This is a genomic window from Stenotrophomonas sp. 71799_Sma, from assembly GCF_056482505.1.
Genome location: NZ_CM151202.1, coordinates 2,836,773 through 2,853,509, shown reverse-complemented (window position 1 = coordinate 2,853,509; position 16,737 = coordinate 2,836,773). Strand labels below are relative to the sequence as shown.

The window sequence follows — 16,737 nt, the reverse complement described above, 5'->3', positions numbered from 1 at the left end:
CGCGGCCCGGACAGGCAGGTTGTCACGCCGGGAGGAGGGTCCCAGGCGCAGACCAGCCCGTCCTTCGGCCTGCGGGACGTTGCCTGGCAACCCCTGCGCGGCATGAACGCTGCACCCTTCGGCGGCACTTTCCCTGGACCGATTGCCTTGGCAACGGAATTACGCCTGCCGATGAAAACGTTTACAAAGCCGCTTGCACTGTCCCTGGCCCTGTCAGCCGCACTGGCCGCCCCGGCCTGGGCCGACCCCGCCGCGTTCACTGTGCTGACCCTGGAACAGGCCCCGACCGCCGAGGCCATGCCGGCCCTGGCCGCCCAGCTGAAGACCCTGCAGGTGGACGCGGTGAGCGTGCGCCAGGTGCAGCGCGGCATCGGCCAGGTCGATCCGCTGCAGGTGCTGGCCGATGGCCTGGGCTACGCGTACCGCTTCATTGCTGCGGGCAAGGACGATGGCCAGACCCAGCGCGGCCAGGCCGTGCTGACCCGGCTGCCGATTGCTGCTGAATCCGGCCCGGACCAGCCGGGCCTGAACTACCTGCGCCTGGATGACGGTCGCCATGCCGTGGCGGTCTACACCGATGCTGGTGCAGGTGCCGCGCAGCTGCCGGCGCTGGTCACGTGTTCGCGGCTGGGCGCACCGGCGGTGCTGCTCGGCGCGGTGGCCGGTGAATCGGCCAAGGCCGCAGGCTTCGACCCGGCACGTGTGGCGCTGGAGGCCGATGCCAGCTATTTCAGCGACGGCTTCCAGGCCGCCAGCAGTGCACCGTTCAAGGTGGAAGGCAGCGCCCTGCGTGCCACGCTGCTGACCCTGGCCTATGCCGCCGACAAGCATGGCGACACGCCGTGGATGGACACCACCCTCAACGCCGATGCACGCGCTGCGCTGCTGCTGAAGGCGATGACCGAGGATGAGAAGTTCCAGATGCTGCACAGCTACTTCGGGCTGGGCAAGGACGGTGGCCCGCTGCCGGAAGGCGCGGTCGGGTCGGCCGGTTTCGTGCCGGGCGTAGCGCGGCTGGGCATTCCATCGCAGCAGTCGGCCGATGCCGGCGTCGGCGTGACCAATCCGGGTGGCATCCGCCCGGGTGACTTCGCCACGGCAATGCCGTCGGGCCCGTCCACCGCCTCCACCTGGAACCGTGCGGTCGCCTTTGCCGGCGGCGCGACCATGGGCCGCGAAGCGTGGCAGCAGCGCTTCAACATCCTGCTGTCCGGCAGCGTCAACCTGCAGCGCGACCCTCGCAACGGCCGCAACTTCGAATATGCCGGTGAAGACCCGCTGCTGGCCGGTTCGATGGTCGGCGCGCTGATCCAGGGCGTGCAGAGCCAGCACGTGATCTCCTCGATGAAGCACTTCGCGCTGAACGACATGGAGACCCGCCGCAACTTCCACGACGTGCGCATCGGCGAACAGGCCATGCACGAGTCGGACCTACTGGCCTTCGAGATCGCGCTGGACGCCGGCCGCCCGGGCGTGGCGATGTGCTCGTACAACAAGATCAACGGTACCTACGGCTGCGAGAACGGCTACCTGATGAATCAGGTGCTGAAGCAGGAATGGAAGTTCCCCGGTTTCGTGATGTCCGACTGGGGCGGCGTGCACAGCGGTTCCAAGGCAGCGCTGGCCGGCCTGGACCAGCAGTCGGCCGGTGAAGTGTTCGATGCGGCAGTGTTCTTTGACGAACCGCTGCGCCTGGCCGTGCATGGTGGCGTGGTGCCGCAGGCGCGCCTGAACGACATGGTGGCGCGCATCCTGCGCACGATGTTCCTGCACGGCAACTTCGACAACCCGCCGCAGCACCAGAAGGTCGATGCCGAGGCTGGCTTCGCCGTCGCCCAGCGCACGGTGGAAGAAGGCAGCGTGCTGCTGCGCAATGAAGGCAACCTGCTGCCGCTGGCCGACAGCGTGAAGCGCATCGTCATCATCGGCGGTCATGCCGACAAGGGCGTGATCGGTGGCGGTGGTTCGTCGATGGTGGGCGTGACCGCCAAGGGCACCAACGCGGTGCCGGGCGTGCTGCCGACCACCTGGCCGGGCCCGGTGATCTTCCACCCGTCCTCGCCGCTGGAATCGCTGCGTGCGGCACGTCCGGATGCAACCATCGAGTATGTGGACGGCACCAACGCCGCCGCTGCGGCCAAGGCAGCCGCGCAGGCCGATGTGGCCATCGTGTTTGCCACCCAGTGGGCGGCCGAATCGGTGGACCTGCCGGACATGCAGCTGCCGGATAATCAGGACGCACTGATCTCGGCCGTGGCCAAGGCCAACCCGAAAACCGTGCTGGTGCTGGAAACCAACGGCCCGGTGCGCACGCCGTGGCTGGCGCAGGTGCCGGCGATGCTGCAGGCCTGGTACCCGGGCATCCGCGGTGGCGAAGGCATTGCCGCGCTGCTGACCGGCCAGGTCAATCCGTCCGGCCGCCTGCCGGTGACTTGGGTGGTGGACGAATCGCAGCTGCCGCGCCCGCACATCGACGGCCTCGGCTTCAAGCCGGCCAAGCCGTTCGGTGATGTGTTCGATTTCGATATCGAAGGCGCCAACGTCGGCTACAAGTGGATGGCAGCCAAGGGCCTGACCCCGACCTTCGCCTTCGGCCACGGCCTGTCCTACACCTCCTTCGCCTATGAAAACCTGAAGGTGAGCGTGGAGGGTTCGCGCCTGGTCGCCAGCGTCGACATCCGCAACACCGGCAAGCGCGCCGGTGCCGACGTCGCCCAGCTGTACCTGAAGCTGCCGGCCGGCAGCACCACGCCGATCCGCCTGATCGGCTACGACAAGGTGACCCTGCAGCCGGGTGAACAGCGCCGCATCCGCATCGAAGCCGAGCCGAAGACGCTGGCTCACTACGATGCGCAGGCCCGCCAGTGGAAGATCGATGGCGGCACCTACCAGGTGCAGCTGTCGCGCAACGCCGCCGAACCGCTGCAGACGGTGGATGTGCAGCTGGTGGAGCAGGTGCTGCGCTGATGCCTGAAGGCATGGCCCCGCAAGGGGCCATGCAAAAAAAGGGACGGAGGGGATTAAGTCGTTTATGCATAAACGACTTAATCCCCTCCGTCCCCTTTTTTCAGGTGACAAACCACCCGCGCAGGAAATCGATCAGCTGCCGCACCTTCGGTGAGGGCTGCGTGCTGTGCGGGTAGACCGCGTACACGCTCTGCTGCGGGAACCGGTGCTGGCGCAGCACCGGGCGCAGCCGGTCCTGGGCCAGGTCGTCCTGGATCAGCCAGCGTGGCAGCACGGTGACCCCGGCGCCGGCCACGGCGAAGGCGCGCAGGCTGCTGGCGCCATTCACGCGCACCACCGCGTTGCCCGGGTTGGTGGCGAACAGGGCGTCGCTGCCGTCAGGTGCAATCACCGGCACGTCGGCCAGGCGTGGGTAGCCGAGGCGGGGCAGGGTGCCCAGCTGCACGGGGTCATCGGCAGCATCGGCAGAGGGCAGGCGTGCCAGCAGGGACGGAGCCGCCACCGCGCACAGTGGGTGCCGTTCCAGTTCGCTGGCGTGCAGGCCCGAATCGGGCAGGCGGCCGAGGCGGATGGCCAGATCGAAGCGTTCGGGAATCAGATCGGCCGGTGCCGGTGAGGTCGACAGGTGCAGCTGCAGGGCCGGATGCCGCGCACGGAACGCCTCCAACGCAGGAATCAGGCGCAGCTGGGCGTACTCTGGGGTGGTGGTCAGGCGCAGCACGCCCTGCAGCTGATGCTGGTCGCGGCGGGCGGCATCGATCGCCGCCTGTGCGGCGTCCAGCGCCTGCACGCAGTGCTGCAGGAACTGTTCGCCGGCCTCGGTCAGGGCCAGGTGGCGGGTACTGCGCAGCAGCAGGGTCACGCCCAGCTCCTGCTCCAGCCGCTTCAGGTTGAAGCTGACCACCGCACGGCTCAGGCCCAGGCGATCGGCGGCAGCGGTCAGGCTGCCGGCCTCGACCACTGCACGGAAGATATCGAAGCGATCAAGGCTGACCATGGCAATTCATTGTCAAAGCAGATTTGACAGTGTTGCAGTTGCTGTCGTGTTTTTCCAACAAGGCCCGCACGGCATGCTGGCCGCTTCCCTGCTGGAGCGTCGCCGATGCCGTCCCCCCGCCTGCGCCATGAGGCCATCTTCCTGCTGGTGTTCGCTCTGGATCTGGTCAACATGTTCATCGCCACGGTGGCCTATCCGGCGCTGGCGGCGGAACTGCATGCCGACGTCGGTACCCTGGCCTGGGTCGGCACCGCCTACATGCTGGGCCTGAGCGTGGTGATTCCGCTGGCGCCCTGGCTGGCCGCACGCTGCGGTGAGCGTCGCCTGCTGCTGGTGGCGTTGCTGCTGTTCGCCGCCTCCGCAGTGTTGGCCGGGGCTGAACCGGGTATTGGCTGGCTGTTGGGCTGGCGCCTGCTGCAGGGCCTGGCTGGTGGCCTGCTGATTCCGGTGGCACAAGCGGCAGCGTACCGACAGTGCACGCCTGACCAGCGTGGCGCGCTGACCCGCCGCATCCTGCTGGTGGCGCTGCTGGTGCCGGCACTGGCGCCTGCGCTCGGTGGGCTGCTGGTGCAGTGGTTGTCCTGGCGCGGTGTGCTCTGGGCCAGCCTGCCGCTGGCCGTGGTGGCGATTGGACTGGTGCTGGCGTGGATGCCGGCCGATGGCGCGCGTAGTGCGCCACGCCTGCAGGCCTATGCGCTGTCCACCGCGATGGCGGCGCTGGGCGCGCTGCTGCTGGCGTTGACTTGGCTGGGCGAGCCCGGACATCGGACCGCCGGTGCCGTACTGCTGTTGATCGCAATGCTGTTGGCGGCGGCTCACCTGCGGCATGCACGGCAGCAGGCGCAGCCACTGCTGCGCTGGTCGCTGCTGTCCCATCGCGGGCTGCGCCTGGCGATGCTGGTCTACCTGGCCGTACCCGGCGTGTTCATCGGCAGCCAGCTGGTCAGTACCCTGCAGTTGCACCAGGCCGGCTATAGTGCCGCGCGCATCGGCGCGCTGATGCTGCCGTGGGCGCTGGCCTCGGCCATTGCGATCACGGCCAGCAAGCGCCTGCTGACCCGCTTCGGCCCGGCCACAGTGCTGCGTGCGGGCATGCTCCTGCAGGCCTGCGGCCTGTTGTTGATGGCGCTGCTGCCACACCCGGTCTTTGCCATTGCCGCATTGCTGTTTGCCTTGATGGGCGCTGGCGGCAGCCTGTGCAGCAGCACGGCGCAGACGCTGGCCTTCCATGGGGTCGAGGGCGAAGCATTGGGCGATGCCAGTGCGCTCTGGAACCTCAACCGCCAGCTCAGTTTCTGCCTGGGTACCGCTGCCATTGCGTTGCTGCTGGCCTTGGCCATGCAGTGGCTCCCGGCCCGCGCCACCGGCGCGGCGCTGGGTCTGGCCGCCGTACTGACCCTGTTGCCGATGGCGCTGCTGCGCCGGCCGCAGTTGCTCACCCTTTCGCAACCGGAGAACACCTGATGGATACCACCGCAGAACACGAAGTCCACCACCTGCACGACAAGCTGCAGGCCTGGTTCCGCGCCGACGCCGGCACCGACGCACTGGAGGACCTGATGGCGCATTTCTGCGCGGACTTCAGCATGGTCGGCATCGCGGGTCGCAGGCTGGACCGGAAGGCCGTGCAGGCACTGTTCGCGGGCGGTCATGGCGCGCGTCCAGGGCTGCAGATTTCCATCGACGCCGTGCAGGCGGTGGAAGCGCCATCACCGCTGGCGGTGCTGCGCTATCGCGAAGGGCATGCGATCGATGGCGGCGAGCCCATATGGCGGGAATCGCTGGCGGTGCTGCGGCGGGAAGAGGGGCGTTGGCGCTGGCTGGCGCTGCATGAGGTAACGGCAGCCTGATCGGTAGTGCCGGCCGCTGGCCGGCAACCGCGTACCGTGCCCGAGGTGGATGAAGTTGCCGGCCAGCGGCCGGCACTACCGGTTGCCGACGAGCGCAGCAGCTGGTCGCACATGTGCCATCAGTCCTGCCTGCATCCACCGCAGAATGCAAAGCACGCACACACTTCACGGCTCAAGGCAGGAGTAGGCTTGAGGCTTTCCTGCCGGGAGGGGTTGTCCATGCGTGTGCGTGCCGTCGCTGTAGCCATTGCCCTTTGCCTGTCCAGCACAGTGCTGGCCGCCGAAACCCCGCCGATGACCCCGGACATCAGCGGCAAGCCCTTCGTTGCCCCTGATGTCGGTCGTGACTACGACAAGCGCGTGGTGATGGTGCCGATGCGCGATGGCGCCAAGCTGTATACGGTGATCGTGGTGCCCAAGGGCGCGCGCAATGCCCCGATCCTGCTCACCCGCACGCCTTACGATGCTGCCGGCCGCGCCAGCCGCAGTGATTCGCCGCGCATGCGCGACCTGCTGCCGCAGGGCGACGAGGTATTTGTCGATGGCGGTTACATCCGCGTATTTCAGGACATCCGCGGCAAGTATGGCTCCGAGGGCGATTACGTGATGACCCGGCCGCTGCGCGGACCGTTGAACAACACCAAGGTGGACCACTCCACCGACGCCTGGGACACCATCGACTGGCTGGTGAAGAACGTGCCGGAGAGCAACGGCAAGGTCGGTATGCTCGGCTCGTCGTACGAGGGCTTCACCGTGGTGATGGCGCTGACCGACCCGCACCCGGCGCTGAAGGTGGCCGCGCCGCAGAGCCCGATGGTGGATGGCTGGATGGGCGACGACTGGCTCAACTACGGCGCGTTCCGCCAGGTCAATTTCAACTACTTCGCGATGCAGACCGAGAAGCGCGGCAAGGGCACGCCGCTGCCCAGCCTCGGCTACGATGACTACAGCACCTTCCTGCGTATCGGTTCGGCCGGCGACTACGCGCGTTTCACCGGCGTGGACCAGCTGACCTGGTGGAAGAAACTGGTGGAGCACCCGGCCTATGACGGCTTCTGGCAGGGCCAGGCGCTGGACGCGGTGATGGCGAAGACGCCATTGAAGGTGCCGACCATGTGGCTGCAGGGTCTGTGGGATCAGGAGGACATGTGGGGTGCCAACCACGCCTACCAGGCAATGGAAGGGCGCGACAGCGGCAACAACCGCAACTATCTGGTGATGGGGCCGTGGCGGCACAGCCAGGTGAACTACAGTGGCAGCGAGCTGGGCGCGCTGAAGTTCGATGGTGATACCGCGCTGCAGTTCCGCCGTGATGTGCTCAAGCCGTTCTTTGACCAGTACCTGGTGGACGGTGCGCCGAAGGCGGATACGCCGCCGGTGCTGATCTACAACACCGGCGAGAACCACTGGGATCGCCTGAAGGGCTGGCCACGCAGCTGCGACAAGGGTTGTGCTGCCAGCAGCAAGCCGCTGTACCTGCGTGCTGGCGGCAAGCTGGCGTTCCAGGCACCGGCGGCGGGCGAGGGCGACTTCGAGGAATACGTGTCCGACCCGGCCAAGCCGGTGCCGTTCGTGCCGCGCCCGGTCCGTTTCGGTGACCGTGACATGTGGACCACCTGGCTGGTCAAGGATCAGCGTTTCGTTGATGGCCGCCCGGACGTGCTGACCTTCATCACCGAACCGCTGACCGCGCCGCTGCGCATCGGCGGCGCACCGGTGGTGCACCTGCAGGCGTCGACCAGTGGCACCGACAGCGACTGGGTGGTGAAGCTGATCGACGTGTATCCGGACCAGGAAGCGTCGACGCCGGAGATGGGCGGCTACGAGCTGCCGGTGTCGCTGGCGATCTTCCGTGGCCGCTATCGCGAGAGCTTCAGCGATCCGAAGCCGCTGGCCGCCAACGAGGTGCTGCCGTACCGCTTCGACCTGCCCAACGCCAACCACACCTTCCAGAAGGGGCACCGGGTGATGGTGCAGGTGCAGTCCAGTCTGTTCCCGCTGTATGACCGCAACCCGCAGACCTACGTGCCGAACGTCTACCTGGCCAAGCCCGGCGATTACCAGAAGGCCACGCAGCGGGTCTGGCACAGCGCGGCGCAGGCCAGTTACATCGATCTGCCGGTGTATTGAGGTTGATGAGGTGCGCCGGGTGCGCGATACCCGGCGGTGCGCGGTCGTGCCGGCCGCTGGCCGGCATCCGTGATGGTGTGAGAGCGTGTCGACCAAGGTCGACACCTACCAGAGCGGAGCCATGGAAGTTCGATTCAGGCGGCCGCGATCGTGCCGGCCGCTTGCCGGCATCTGGGATGGTGTGAAAGCGTGTCGACCAAGGTCGACACCTACCAGAGCGGAGCCATGGAAGGTCGATTCAGGCGGCCGCGGTCGTGCCGGCCGCTGGCCGGCATCCGCGATGGCGTGAAAGCGTGTCGACCAAGGTCGACACCTACCAGAGCGGAGCCATGGCAGGTCGATTCAGGCGGCTGCGGTCGTGCCGGCCGCTGGCCGGCATCCGCGATGGCGTGAAGCAGAAGCTGCTATCCGACCTTTGAGGGTCCGGTGCGCCAGCGGCTGGGTACCAGTCCGAAACGCTTGCGGAATGCAGCCGCGAAGTTGCTGGGGTGGCGGTAACCACTGGCGGCCGCAGCCTGCTCGACAGTCCAGCCGTCTTCGCGCAGGCCCTGCTCGGCGTGGCGCATGCGTTGTTCGTGCAGGTAGTCGAACACCGAGCAGCCGTACTGCTGGGCGAAATGACGGCGCAGCGAGCTTGGGCTCATGCAGGCCAGCTGGGCCAGTTCGATCAGACTATGGGCGTGGCTGGGATCGTCATGCAGGTAGGCACGCACGCGCTCCAGGCGCTCGCGCTGGCCAGCCCGCAGCGTTCGTACATGGTCGGTCTGCAGATCCTCGGCCTTCAGCCCAACGGCCAGCAGCTGCAGTGCGACGCCTTCGCGCCACAACGCGTCGATGCCGTCCTCCCATGGGCTTTCGAACAGCTGGCCCAGCACCGGCAGCAGGGTATGCGGAATGGCCCAGTGGCGGCATTCCAGGTGGGTGTTGAGCGCGGTCTCCAACTGTGGCAGCTGGAACAGGTCCGGATCGATCTGGCCGGGCACCATCACGCTGACGCCGCGCATGCGCGTTTCGCCAGGATGCGCACCCGTCATCTCAACCTGTTCGCGGTGGTGCGCGGTCATCGCCGTACCAGCACGCAGGGTGAAACCACCACGTCGCGGAATGCGCACATCAACCTGGCCCTGCAGCATCACGCGGATGGCCAGGCCGGGACTCTGCTGGGCGGTGGCGACATAAGGGAAGCGATTATGGACGTCGGAGGCGATCAGGCTCATGCCGCCGCGCAGGAACTGCTCGTTGACCTCGCCATGGCCGGCCCACTGGTCGTCACGCAGGTGGGCCGGGTCGGCGCGGTAATCGAAGCCATGGCGGTGGCCGAAGCGGCGGTAATCAGCAAAAGTGAAATATCGGGACATCGCTCGGCACGTGCTTTGGAGGTGGACGCTGGCATTACCTCGCCCACGCGCTCTGCAATGCAGATGCAGATCCCGTCGTTACCCGTGCAGACATGCTGGGAAGCAGGGGCGTGGGCACGCTGGATGGTGGGGGAACACCAGGTTGAATGGAATGTGTCGAAGAAACTGGAAACGTTTCCCATTGTCGCCTTGATTCGCGCGCTTTTGATTTCAATATGGTCAAAACGATTGACGATTACGGCCAAAGTGAAAATGCCGCCGAACATACGCCAGCGTTTTGCATGCATATCCGTACGCAATTCCATACATCAACTTGAGTTGAGGTTTCATGGCTGGAACGATCACCCGTAGACGTGATGTCGGCCGGGCCATCACGAGCGGGCGCGTAGGGTGGGGCGGTTGGCCATTGCAGGTCACATCGATACCCCCACTGATGGAGAACGCAGATGATTGACTACCAGCTCACCGGCAAGACCGCGATCGTAACCGGCGGCGTGTCCGGTATCGGCCTGGCCGTGGCGCAGACGCTGGCCGCATCCGGTGCCCGTATTTCGGTCTGGGACCTGAAGCAGGATGCAGTCGATGCCACCGTGACGCAGCTGCGCAGTGCCGGTGCACAGGCCATCGGCATTGCGCTGGACGTTACAGACGACGCGGCCGTGGAGGCGGCGGTGCAGCGCACGATCAAGGAACTCGACGGCCTGCATGTGGCAGTCAACAACGCCGGTATCGGCGGGCCGGCCGCAAGCAGCGGTGACTATCCGATCGATGGCTGGCAGCGGGTAATCGACGTCAACCTCACCAGTGTGTTCCTGTGCCAGCGTGCGCAGATCCAGGCGATGCGCACGGCCGGAACCGGTGGCAGCATCATCAACATGGCCTCGATCCTGGGCCAGGTGGGCTATGCCGGTTCCACCGCGTACGTGGCGGCCAAGCACGGCGTGGTCGGGCTGACCCAGACCGCCGCCTGGGAGCATGCAGCCGACGGCATCCGTGTCAACGCGGTCGGCCCGGGCTTCATCAGCACACCACTGCTGGAGAAGATGGACCCCAAGGTGCGCGCCACGCTGGAAGGCCGCCACGCGTTGAAGCGACTGGGCACGGCCGAGGAAGTGGCGGCGCTGGTTGCCTGGCTGGCCAGCGACGACGCCTCGTTCGCGACCGGCACATACTATGCGATCGATGGTGGTTATCTGGCGCAATGATCGAGTGCGTGAAGGTTACGCATGGCGATGGCCAGTAGATCCAGGCCATGCGTGGATGAGCGCGCGCGGTGAAGCATGCGGTGAAGAGGGCGTGCCATCGTCTTCACCGCCATCCCACGGCTGCCGAGCAACGCTCCGGGAAACGCCCGGAGCCTGCCCATGGAACTCACCCAGGATGTCTCGATCCTGCTGCGCGTGGCCGCAGCAATGCTGTTCGGCGGCGTGCTCGGTGTCGAGCGCGAGATGGGCAAGCACGCTGCGGGCCTGCGCACCCACATGCTGATTGCCGGCGCTGCTGCGCTGATTGTTGGACTCGGCGATTCAGTGGCAGAGCATTTCCAGCAGGAGCGTTACCGCGACCTGCTGCAGGTCGACCCGGTGCGCCTGATCGAAGCCGTGGTCGCCTGCGTCGGCTTCGTTGCCGCCGGCACCATTCTGCGTGGGTCACGCGAGGATCAGGTCAGCGGCCTGACCACGGCCAGCTCGCTGATCATGGCGGCGGCCATCGGCATCGCCGTGGGCATCGGCAAGTACGTGATTGCCATCGGGGTGAGCGTGCTGTGCGTGCTGGTGCTGGCGGTGATGCGGCGGTTGGAGAAGCGGATTTCGTAGGGAATCTCGAATTGCCGGCAAGCGGCCGGCACTATCACGGGATCTAAATGGTCGGACCAATATGGCATCTAGCCCTATGGTCTAATAGGCGCTTCGTCGGAGCGGCGGTTAAATCCGCTGCAAGTGGTCTGATCGAAATCATTATTGGTAATACCAATAATCGACGACCATGGCGACCCACCGCCTGCGGTGGAGCACATCCCGCCCCAGTCGAGAGCCCTCATGCAGCCCTGGCAACACCTGTACGACCCCGCCGGCAACCTGTGGTTGTCCAGCCTGATCGCGCTGCTGCCGATCGCGTTCTTCTTCGTCGCCCTGGCCGTGCTGCGCATGAAGGGCTGGCTGGCCGGCACGATCACCGTGGCCATCGCGCTCGGCGTCGCCCTGCTGTTCTACCGCATGCCGCTGAGCCAGGCGCTGGGCGCGGCCGGTTTCGGCTTCGTCTACGGCCTGTGGCCGATCGCCTGGATCATCATCGGCGCGGTATTCCTCTATAAAGTCTCGGTCAAGACCGGGCAGTTCGACATCATCCGCGCCTCGATCCTGTCGGTCACCGAGGACCAGCGCCTGCAGATGCTGATGGTCGGCTTCGCCTTCGGTGCCTTCCTGGAGGGGGCAGCCGGCTTTGGTGCACCGGTGGCGATCACCGCGGCACTGCTGGTCGGGTTGGGCTTCAAACCGCTGTATGCCGCCGGCCTGTGCCTGATCGTCAACACCGCGCCGGTCGCCTTTGGTGCGATGGGCATTCCGATCATCGTGGCCGGGCAGGTCACCGGTCTGGATGCCTTCGAGATCGGTCAGATGGCTGGGCGCCAGCTGCCGTTCCTTACGATCATCGTGCTGTTCTGGATCATGGCGATCATGGATGGCTGGCGCGGCATCAAGGAAACCTGGCCGGCAGTGCTGGTGGCCGGTGGTTCGTTCGCCATCGCGCAGTATCTGACCTCCAACTTCATCGGCCCGGAGCTGCCGGACATCACCGCGTCGCTGGCCTCGCTGGTCTGCCTGACGCTGTTCCTGCGCCGCTGGAAGCCGGTGCGGATCTTCCGTTTCGACACCGAAACCAGCGCCGAGGCGGCCGCACAGGCACTGGAGGCGCCGCGCTACAGCGTCAGCCAGATCGCCAAGGCTTGGTCGCCGTTCCTGATCCTCACTGCGATGGTCACGCTGTGGAGCATCAAGCCGTTCAAGTCGCTGTTCGCGGCGGGCGGCCCGCTGGAAAGCTGGGTGCTGAAGATCCCGGTGCCGGGCCTGGACCAGATGGTGCAGAAGATGCCGCCGATCGTGGATGCACCGCTCAGCTACGAGGCGATCTACAAGTTCGACTGGTTCTCGGCCACCGGCACCTCGATCATCCTCGCCGCGGTGATCGCCATCATCGCGCTGCGCATGCCGGCCCGTTCGGCGCTGCAGACCTTCGGTGAGACCGTGCGTGAGCTGCGCATGCCGATCTACTCGATCGGCATGGTGCTGGCCTTCGCCTTCATCGCCAATTACTCGGGCCTGTCGGCGACGCTGGCCCTGGCACTGGCGCACACCGGTGATGCGTTCCCGTTCTTCTCGCCGTTCCTGGGCTGGTTGGGCGTGTTCCTGACCGGCTCGGATACTTCGTCCAATGCCTTGTTCTCGGCACTGCAGGCCACCACCGCGCAGCAGATCGGCGTGTCCGACGTGCTGCTGGTGGCGGCCAACACCACTGGTGGCGTGACCGGCAAGATGATCTCGCCGCAGTCGATCGCCATTGCCTGCGCGGCGGTCGGCCTGGCCGGCAAGGAATCGGACCTGTTCCGTTTCACGGTCAAGCACAGCCTGATCTTCACCACGATGGTCGGCCTGATCACCCTGGCCCAGGCTTACTGGCTGACCTGGATGATTCCCTGAGCCATGCACGGTCAGCCGACCACCCGCTGCGCGCTTCGGGCCACAATGACGCCATGAGCACGCAACGTATTTCGGACAAGGTGGCCGCGCAGCTGCGCGGCCTGGTGCAGGAACAGCGGCTGCAGCCGGGTGACCGGCTGCCGGCCGAACGCACCCTGGCGGTGCAGCTGGGGGTCTCGCGAACGGCGTTGCGCGAGGCCATCGCGCAGTTGGCCAGCCAGGGCCTGCTGACCGCACGGGTCGGTGGCGGCACCTACGTGGCCGAACCCGCGGCGCGCGCGCGGCAGGCGCTGGATGAACCGCTGGCGCCGTACCTGCCGCTGTTCCAGGGCGACCCGGAATACCGCTTCGACGTGCTGGAGATCCGCCACGCGCTGGAAGGCGCCACCGCCTGGCATGCAGCGTTGCGCGCCACCGATGAGGATCGTACGCGCATCGCGCAGGCCTTCCAGACCATGATGGACGCGCACGGCAAGGATGACCCCACCGGTGAAGCCGAGGCTGATGCGGCCTTCCACCTGTCCATCGCCGAGGCCTCGCACAACCTGGTGCTGCTGCAGGTGATGCGCGGCCTGTTCGACCTGCTGCAGACCAACATCTCGCAGAGCCGCGAAAAGCTCTACACCTCGGCGAGGACCTTCTCGCCGTTGTCCGACCAGCACCGCGAGATGATGGACGCGGTGCTGGCCGGCGACCCCGAACGCGCGCGCGCCGCCGCGCATGCCCACCTCGAGTTCGTGCACACCACGCTGCGCACCCTCGATGACAACGAAGCCCGGCGTGCGCGGGCCTCGCGTCTACCTTCCCCACACGGTTGACCCCATGATCATCTCCGCCTCCACCGATTACCGTGCCGCAGCGCAACGCCGGCTGCCGCCGTTCCTGTTCCACTACATCGATGGCGGCGCGTATGCCGAGCACACGCTGAAGCGCAACGTTTCCGACCTGTCCGACATCGCGCTGCGCCAGCGCATCCTGCGCAACATGTCCGACCTGAGCCTGGAAACCGAACTGTTCGGCGAAACGCTGGCGATGCCGGTGGCACTTGCGCCGGTCGGCCTGACCGGCATGTATGCCCGGCGCGGCGAGGTGCAGGCGGCGCGCGCGGCCGACAGCCGTGGCATCCCGTTCACCCTGTCCACCGTATCGGTGTGCCCGATCGAGGAAGTGGCACCGGCCATCCAGCGGCCGATGTGGTTCCAGCTGTATGTACTGCGCGACCGTGGTTTCATGCGCAACGCGCTGGAGCGGGCGCAGGCTGCGGGCGTGACCACCCTGGTGTTCACCGTGGATATGCCGGTGCCGGGTGCGCGCTACCGCGATGCCCACTCGGGCATGAGCGGCCCGAATGCCTCGCTGCGCCGCATCGGCCAGGCCATCACCCACCCGCACTGGGCGTGGGACGTGGGCCTGTTCGGCCGCCCGCATGATCTGGGCAACATCTCCACCTACCGCGGCAACCCGACCGGGCTGGAGGATTACATCGGTTGGTTGGGCAGCAACTTTGATCCCTCCATTTCGTGGAAGGACCTGGAGTGGATCCGCGAGTTCTGGAAGGGCCCAATGGTGATCAAGGGCATCCTCGACCCGGATGACGCACGTGATGCGGTCAAGTTCGGCGCCGATGGCATCGTGGTCTCCAACCACGGTGGCCGCCAGCTCGACGGCGTGCTGTCCACCGCGCGTGCATTGCCGGCGATTGCCGATGCGGTGCAGGGCGACCTGAAGATCCTCGCCGATTCCGGCATCCGCACCGGCCTGGACGTGGTGCGCATGCTGGCGTTGGGTGCCGATACCGTGCTGCTGGGCCGTGCCTTCGTCTATGCACTTGCAGCGCAGGGCGAGGCGGGCGTGGCCAACCTGCTGGACCTGATTGCCAAGGAAATGCGCGTGGCGATGACACTGACCGGTGCGCGCCGCGTCGCTGACATCGGCCGCGATTCGCTGGTCAACCTGCCGTGAGTGGCCACGATGCCGTGCTGGCGCAGTTGCGCGATGCGGTCGGCAACCGCCATGTACTGACCGGCGACAAGGCCACCCGCCGTTTCCGCCGTGGCTACCGTTTCGGCGACGGCCCGGTGCTGGCGGTGGTGCGCCCGGGGACGCTGCTGGAGCTGTGGCGTGTGCTGCAGGCGGCGGTGCAGGGCGGGGCAGCGATCATCCTGCAGGCGGCCAACACCGGCCTGACCGGTGGCTCGACCCCGGATGGCAACGACTATGGGCGTCCGATCGTGCTGGTCAGCACGCTGCGCCTGACCGGCATCCAGCTGTTGAACGAGGGCCGCCAGGTGCTGTGCCTGCCTGGCGCGACGCTGGACCGCCTGGAGCAGACGCTGGCACCGCTCGGCCGCGAACCGCATTCGGTGATCGGCTCGTCCTGCATCGGTGCGTCGGTACTCGGTGGCATCTGCAACAACTCCGGCGGCGCGCTGGTGCGCCGTGGCCCGGCCTACACCGAGCTGGCACTGTATGCGCAGGTCGATGCGCAGGGCCAGCTGCAGCTGGTCAACCATCTGGGCATCGCGCTGGGCGATACGCCCGAGCAGATCCTGCAGCGCGTGCAGGCGGGTGACTACCGTGCTGCCGACGTTGGGGACGGCGATGGCCGCGCCGCCTCCGATCCACGCTACGCCGAGGAAGTGCGCCGGGTCGATGCCGATACGCCAGCACGCTTCAATGCCGACCCCAGCCGCCACTTCGAGGCAGCGGGGTCTGCCGGCAAGCTGGCAGTATTCGCGGTGCGCCTGGATACCTTCGAGAAGGAGGCCGCCGAGGTCTTCTATATCGGCAGCAACCGCACCGACAGCCTCACCGCGATCCGACGCCAACTGCTGACCGGCTTCGAACGCTTGCCGATTGCCGGCGAATACATCCACCGCGATGCCTATGACATCGGCGAGCGCTACGGCAAGGACAGTTTCCTGCTGATCGACCGCCTCGGCACCGCCCGCGTGCCGGCCGCCTTCGCACTGAAGAGCCTCGTCGATGGCTGGTTCGAACGGTTGGGCCTGCGCGGGGTGACCGACCGGGTGATGCAGGTGCTGACTGGCCTGCTGCCCTCGCACCTGCCCAAGCGCATGGGCGAGTTCCGCCAGCGCTACGAGCATCATCTGCTGCTGAAGGTCTCCGCGCAGGACGCCGCGGAAACCGAGGCCTGGCTGCGCGGCTTCTTCGCCGACCATGAGGGCGGCTACTTCCACTGCACGGCCGATGAGGGGCGCAAGGCGTTCCTGCATCGCTTCGCTGTGGCCGGCGCCGCGGTGCGCTACCGCGAGGTACACCGCGACCAGGTGCAGGACATCGTCGCGCTGGACATCGCCCTGCGCCGCGATGATGCCGACTGGTTCGAGCAGCTGCCGGTCGATATCGATGGCCGCCTGCTGCACAAACTGTATTACGGGCACTTCCTGTGCCACGTGTTCCACCAGGACTACATCGCGCGCAAAGGCGAAGACCCGATGGCGATCGAGCATGCGATGTGGGCGTTGCTGGACCAGCGTGGCGCCGAGTATCCAGCCGAGCACAACGTCGGCCACCTGTACCCGGCCAAGCCGGCGCTGGCCGGGTTCTACAAGCAGCTGGACCCGAGCAACACCTTCAACCCCGGTATCGGCCAGACCTCGAAGGAAAAAGGGTGGGGTAGCTGCGACTGTAGTGGGCATTGACGGATACAGCGTGGCTTTACTGTAGAGCCGAGCCTATGCTCGGCTGCACTTCCCGACAAGCACAGTCGAGCA

Annotated in this window: 14 protein-coding genes; 12 read left to right on the top strand and 2 right to left on the bottom strand. The window is 66.6% G+C overall.

Features of this window, described 5'->3' with window-relative positions:
- The first annotated feature begins 171 nt into the window (after positions 1-171).
- Positions 172-2,967 (top strand): beta-glucosidase family protein, encoded by a 2,796-nt coding sequence (locus ACZK4Z_RS13165; RefSeq protein WP_125894587.1) that lies wholly within the window; start codon positions 172-174, stop codon positions 2,965-2,967.
- A 100-nt stretch (positions 2,968-3,067) separates the two neighbouring features.
- On the opposite strand, the gene ACZK4Z_RS13160 is transcribed toward ACZK4Z_RS13165, so the two are convergent.
- Complete coding sequence (locus ACZK4Z_RS13160) at positions 3,068-3,964, bottom strand: LysR family transcriptional regulator (RefSeq protein WP_125894589.1); 897 nt, start codon at positions 3,962-3,964, stop codon at positions 3,068-3,070.
- Between the two features lie 105 nt (positions 3,965-4,069).
- Here ACZK4Z_RS13160 and ACZK4Z_RS13155 point away from each other — a divergent pair, with 105 nt between their 5' ends.
- From ACZK4Z_RS13155 to ACZK4Z_RS13140, 4 genes are all read left to right on the top strand, one after another.
- Positions 4,070-5,428: an MFS transporter gene (locus ACZK4Z_RS13155; RefSeq protein ID WP_125894591.1), complete on the top strand. Its 1,359-nt coding sequence runs from the start codon at positions 4,070-4,072 to the stop codon at positions 5,426-5,428.
- Positions 5,428-5,814: a DUF4440 domain-containing protein gene (locus ACZK4Z_RS13150; protein WP_125894593.1), complete on the top strand. Its 387-nt coding sequence runs from the start codon at positions 5,428-5,430 to the stop codon at positions 5,812-5,814. Before ACZK4Z_RS13155 ends, ACZK4Z_RS13150 begins: the two co-directional genes overlap by 1 nt.
- Positions 5,815-6,033: 219 nt before the next feature.
- Positions 6,034-7,944, top strand: coding sequence for a CocE/NonD family hydrolase (locus ACZK4Z_RS13145; protein ID WP_125894595.1), 1,911 nt, complete (start codon positions 6,034-6,036; stop codon positions 7,942-7,944).
- Between the two features lie 293 nt (positions 7,945-8,237).
- On the top strand, positions 8,238-8,363 hold the full coding sequence (locus ACZK4Z_RS13140; RefSeq protein WP_260467346.1) for a hypothetical protein: 126 nt from the start codon (positions 8,238-8,240) through the stop codon (positions 8,361-8,363).
- Here the strand turns inward: ACZK4Z_RS13140 and ACZK4Z_RS13135 are convergent.
- Complete coding sequence (locus ACZK4Z_RS13135) at positions 8,349-9,302, bottom strand: helix-turn-helix transcriptional regulator (protein ID WP_125894597.1); 954 nt, start codon at positions 9,300-9,302, stop codon at positions 8,349-8,351. The genes ACZK4Z_RS13140 and ACZK4Z_RS13135 overlap by 15 nt on opposite strands.
- 57 nt (positions 9,303-9,359) lie before the next feature.
- On the opposite strand from ACZK4Z_RS13135, the gene ACZK4Z_RS13130 reads away from it, so the two are divergent.
- The 7 genes from ACZK4Z_RS13130 to dld all read left to right on the top strand — a co-directional run bounded on the left by ACZK4Z_RS13130 (position 9,360) and on the right by dld (position 16,665).
- Positions 9,360-9,653 carry a hypothetical protein gene (locus ACZK4Z_RS13130; RefSeq protein WP_125894599.1) on the top strand — a complete coding sequence of 98 codons (294 nt, stop codon included), beginning with the start codon at positions 9,360-9,362 and terminating at the stop codon, positions 9,651-9,653.
- 95 nt (positions 9,654-9,748) lie between these two features.
- Entirely contained in the window at positions 9,749-10,507 is a 759-nt protein-coding gene (locus ACZK4Z_RS13125; protein ID WP_049398446.1) for an SDR family NAD(P)-dependent oxidoreductase, read from the top strand.
- A gap of 159 nt (positions 10,508-10,666) precedes the next feature.
- Positions 10,667-11,119, top strand: coding sequence for an MgtC/SapB family protein (locus tag ACZK4Z_RS13120; protein WP_005410036.1), 453 nt, complete (start codon positions 10,667-10,669; stop codon positions 11,117-11,119).
- Positions 11,120-11,341: 222 nt separating this feature from the next.
- Positions 11,342-13,000 carry an L-lactate permease gene (gene lldP / locus ACZK4Z_RS13115; protein ID WP_180837660.1) on the top strand — a complete coding sequence of 553 codons (1,659 nt, stop codon included), beginning with the start codon at positions 11,342-11,344 and terminating at the stop codon, positions 12,998-13,000.
- Between the two features lie 53 nt (positions 13,001-13,053).
- Positions 13,054-13,818, top strand: coding sequence for a transcriptional regulator LldR (gene lldR / locus ACZK4Z_RS13110; protein WP_049398449.1), 765 nt, complete (start codon positions 13,054-13,056; stop codon positions 13,816-13,818).
- Between the two features lie 4 nt (positions 13,819-13,822).
- Positions 13,823-14,962, top strand: coding sequence for an FMN-dependent L-lactate dehydrogenase LldD (gene lldD, locus ACZK4Z_RS13105; protein WP_125894605.1), 1,140 nt, complete (start codon positions 13,823-13,825; stop codon positions 14,960-14,962).
- Complete coding sequence (dld, locus tag ACZK4Z_RS13100) at positions 14,959-16,665, top strand: D-lactate dehydrogenase (RefSeq protein ID WP_125894607.1); 1,707 nt, start codon at positions 14,959-14,961, stop codon at positions 16,663-16,665. Before lldD ends, dld begins: the two co-directional genes overlap by 4 nt.
- Positions 16,666-16,737: the final 72 nt, after the last annotated feature.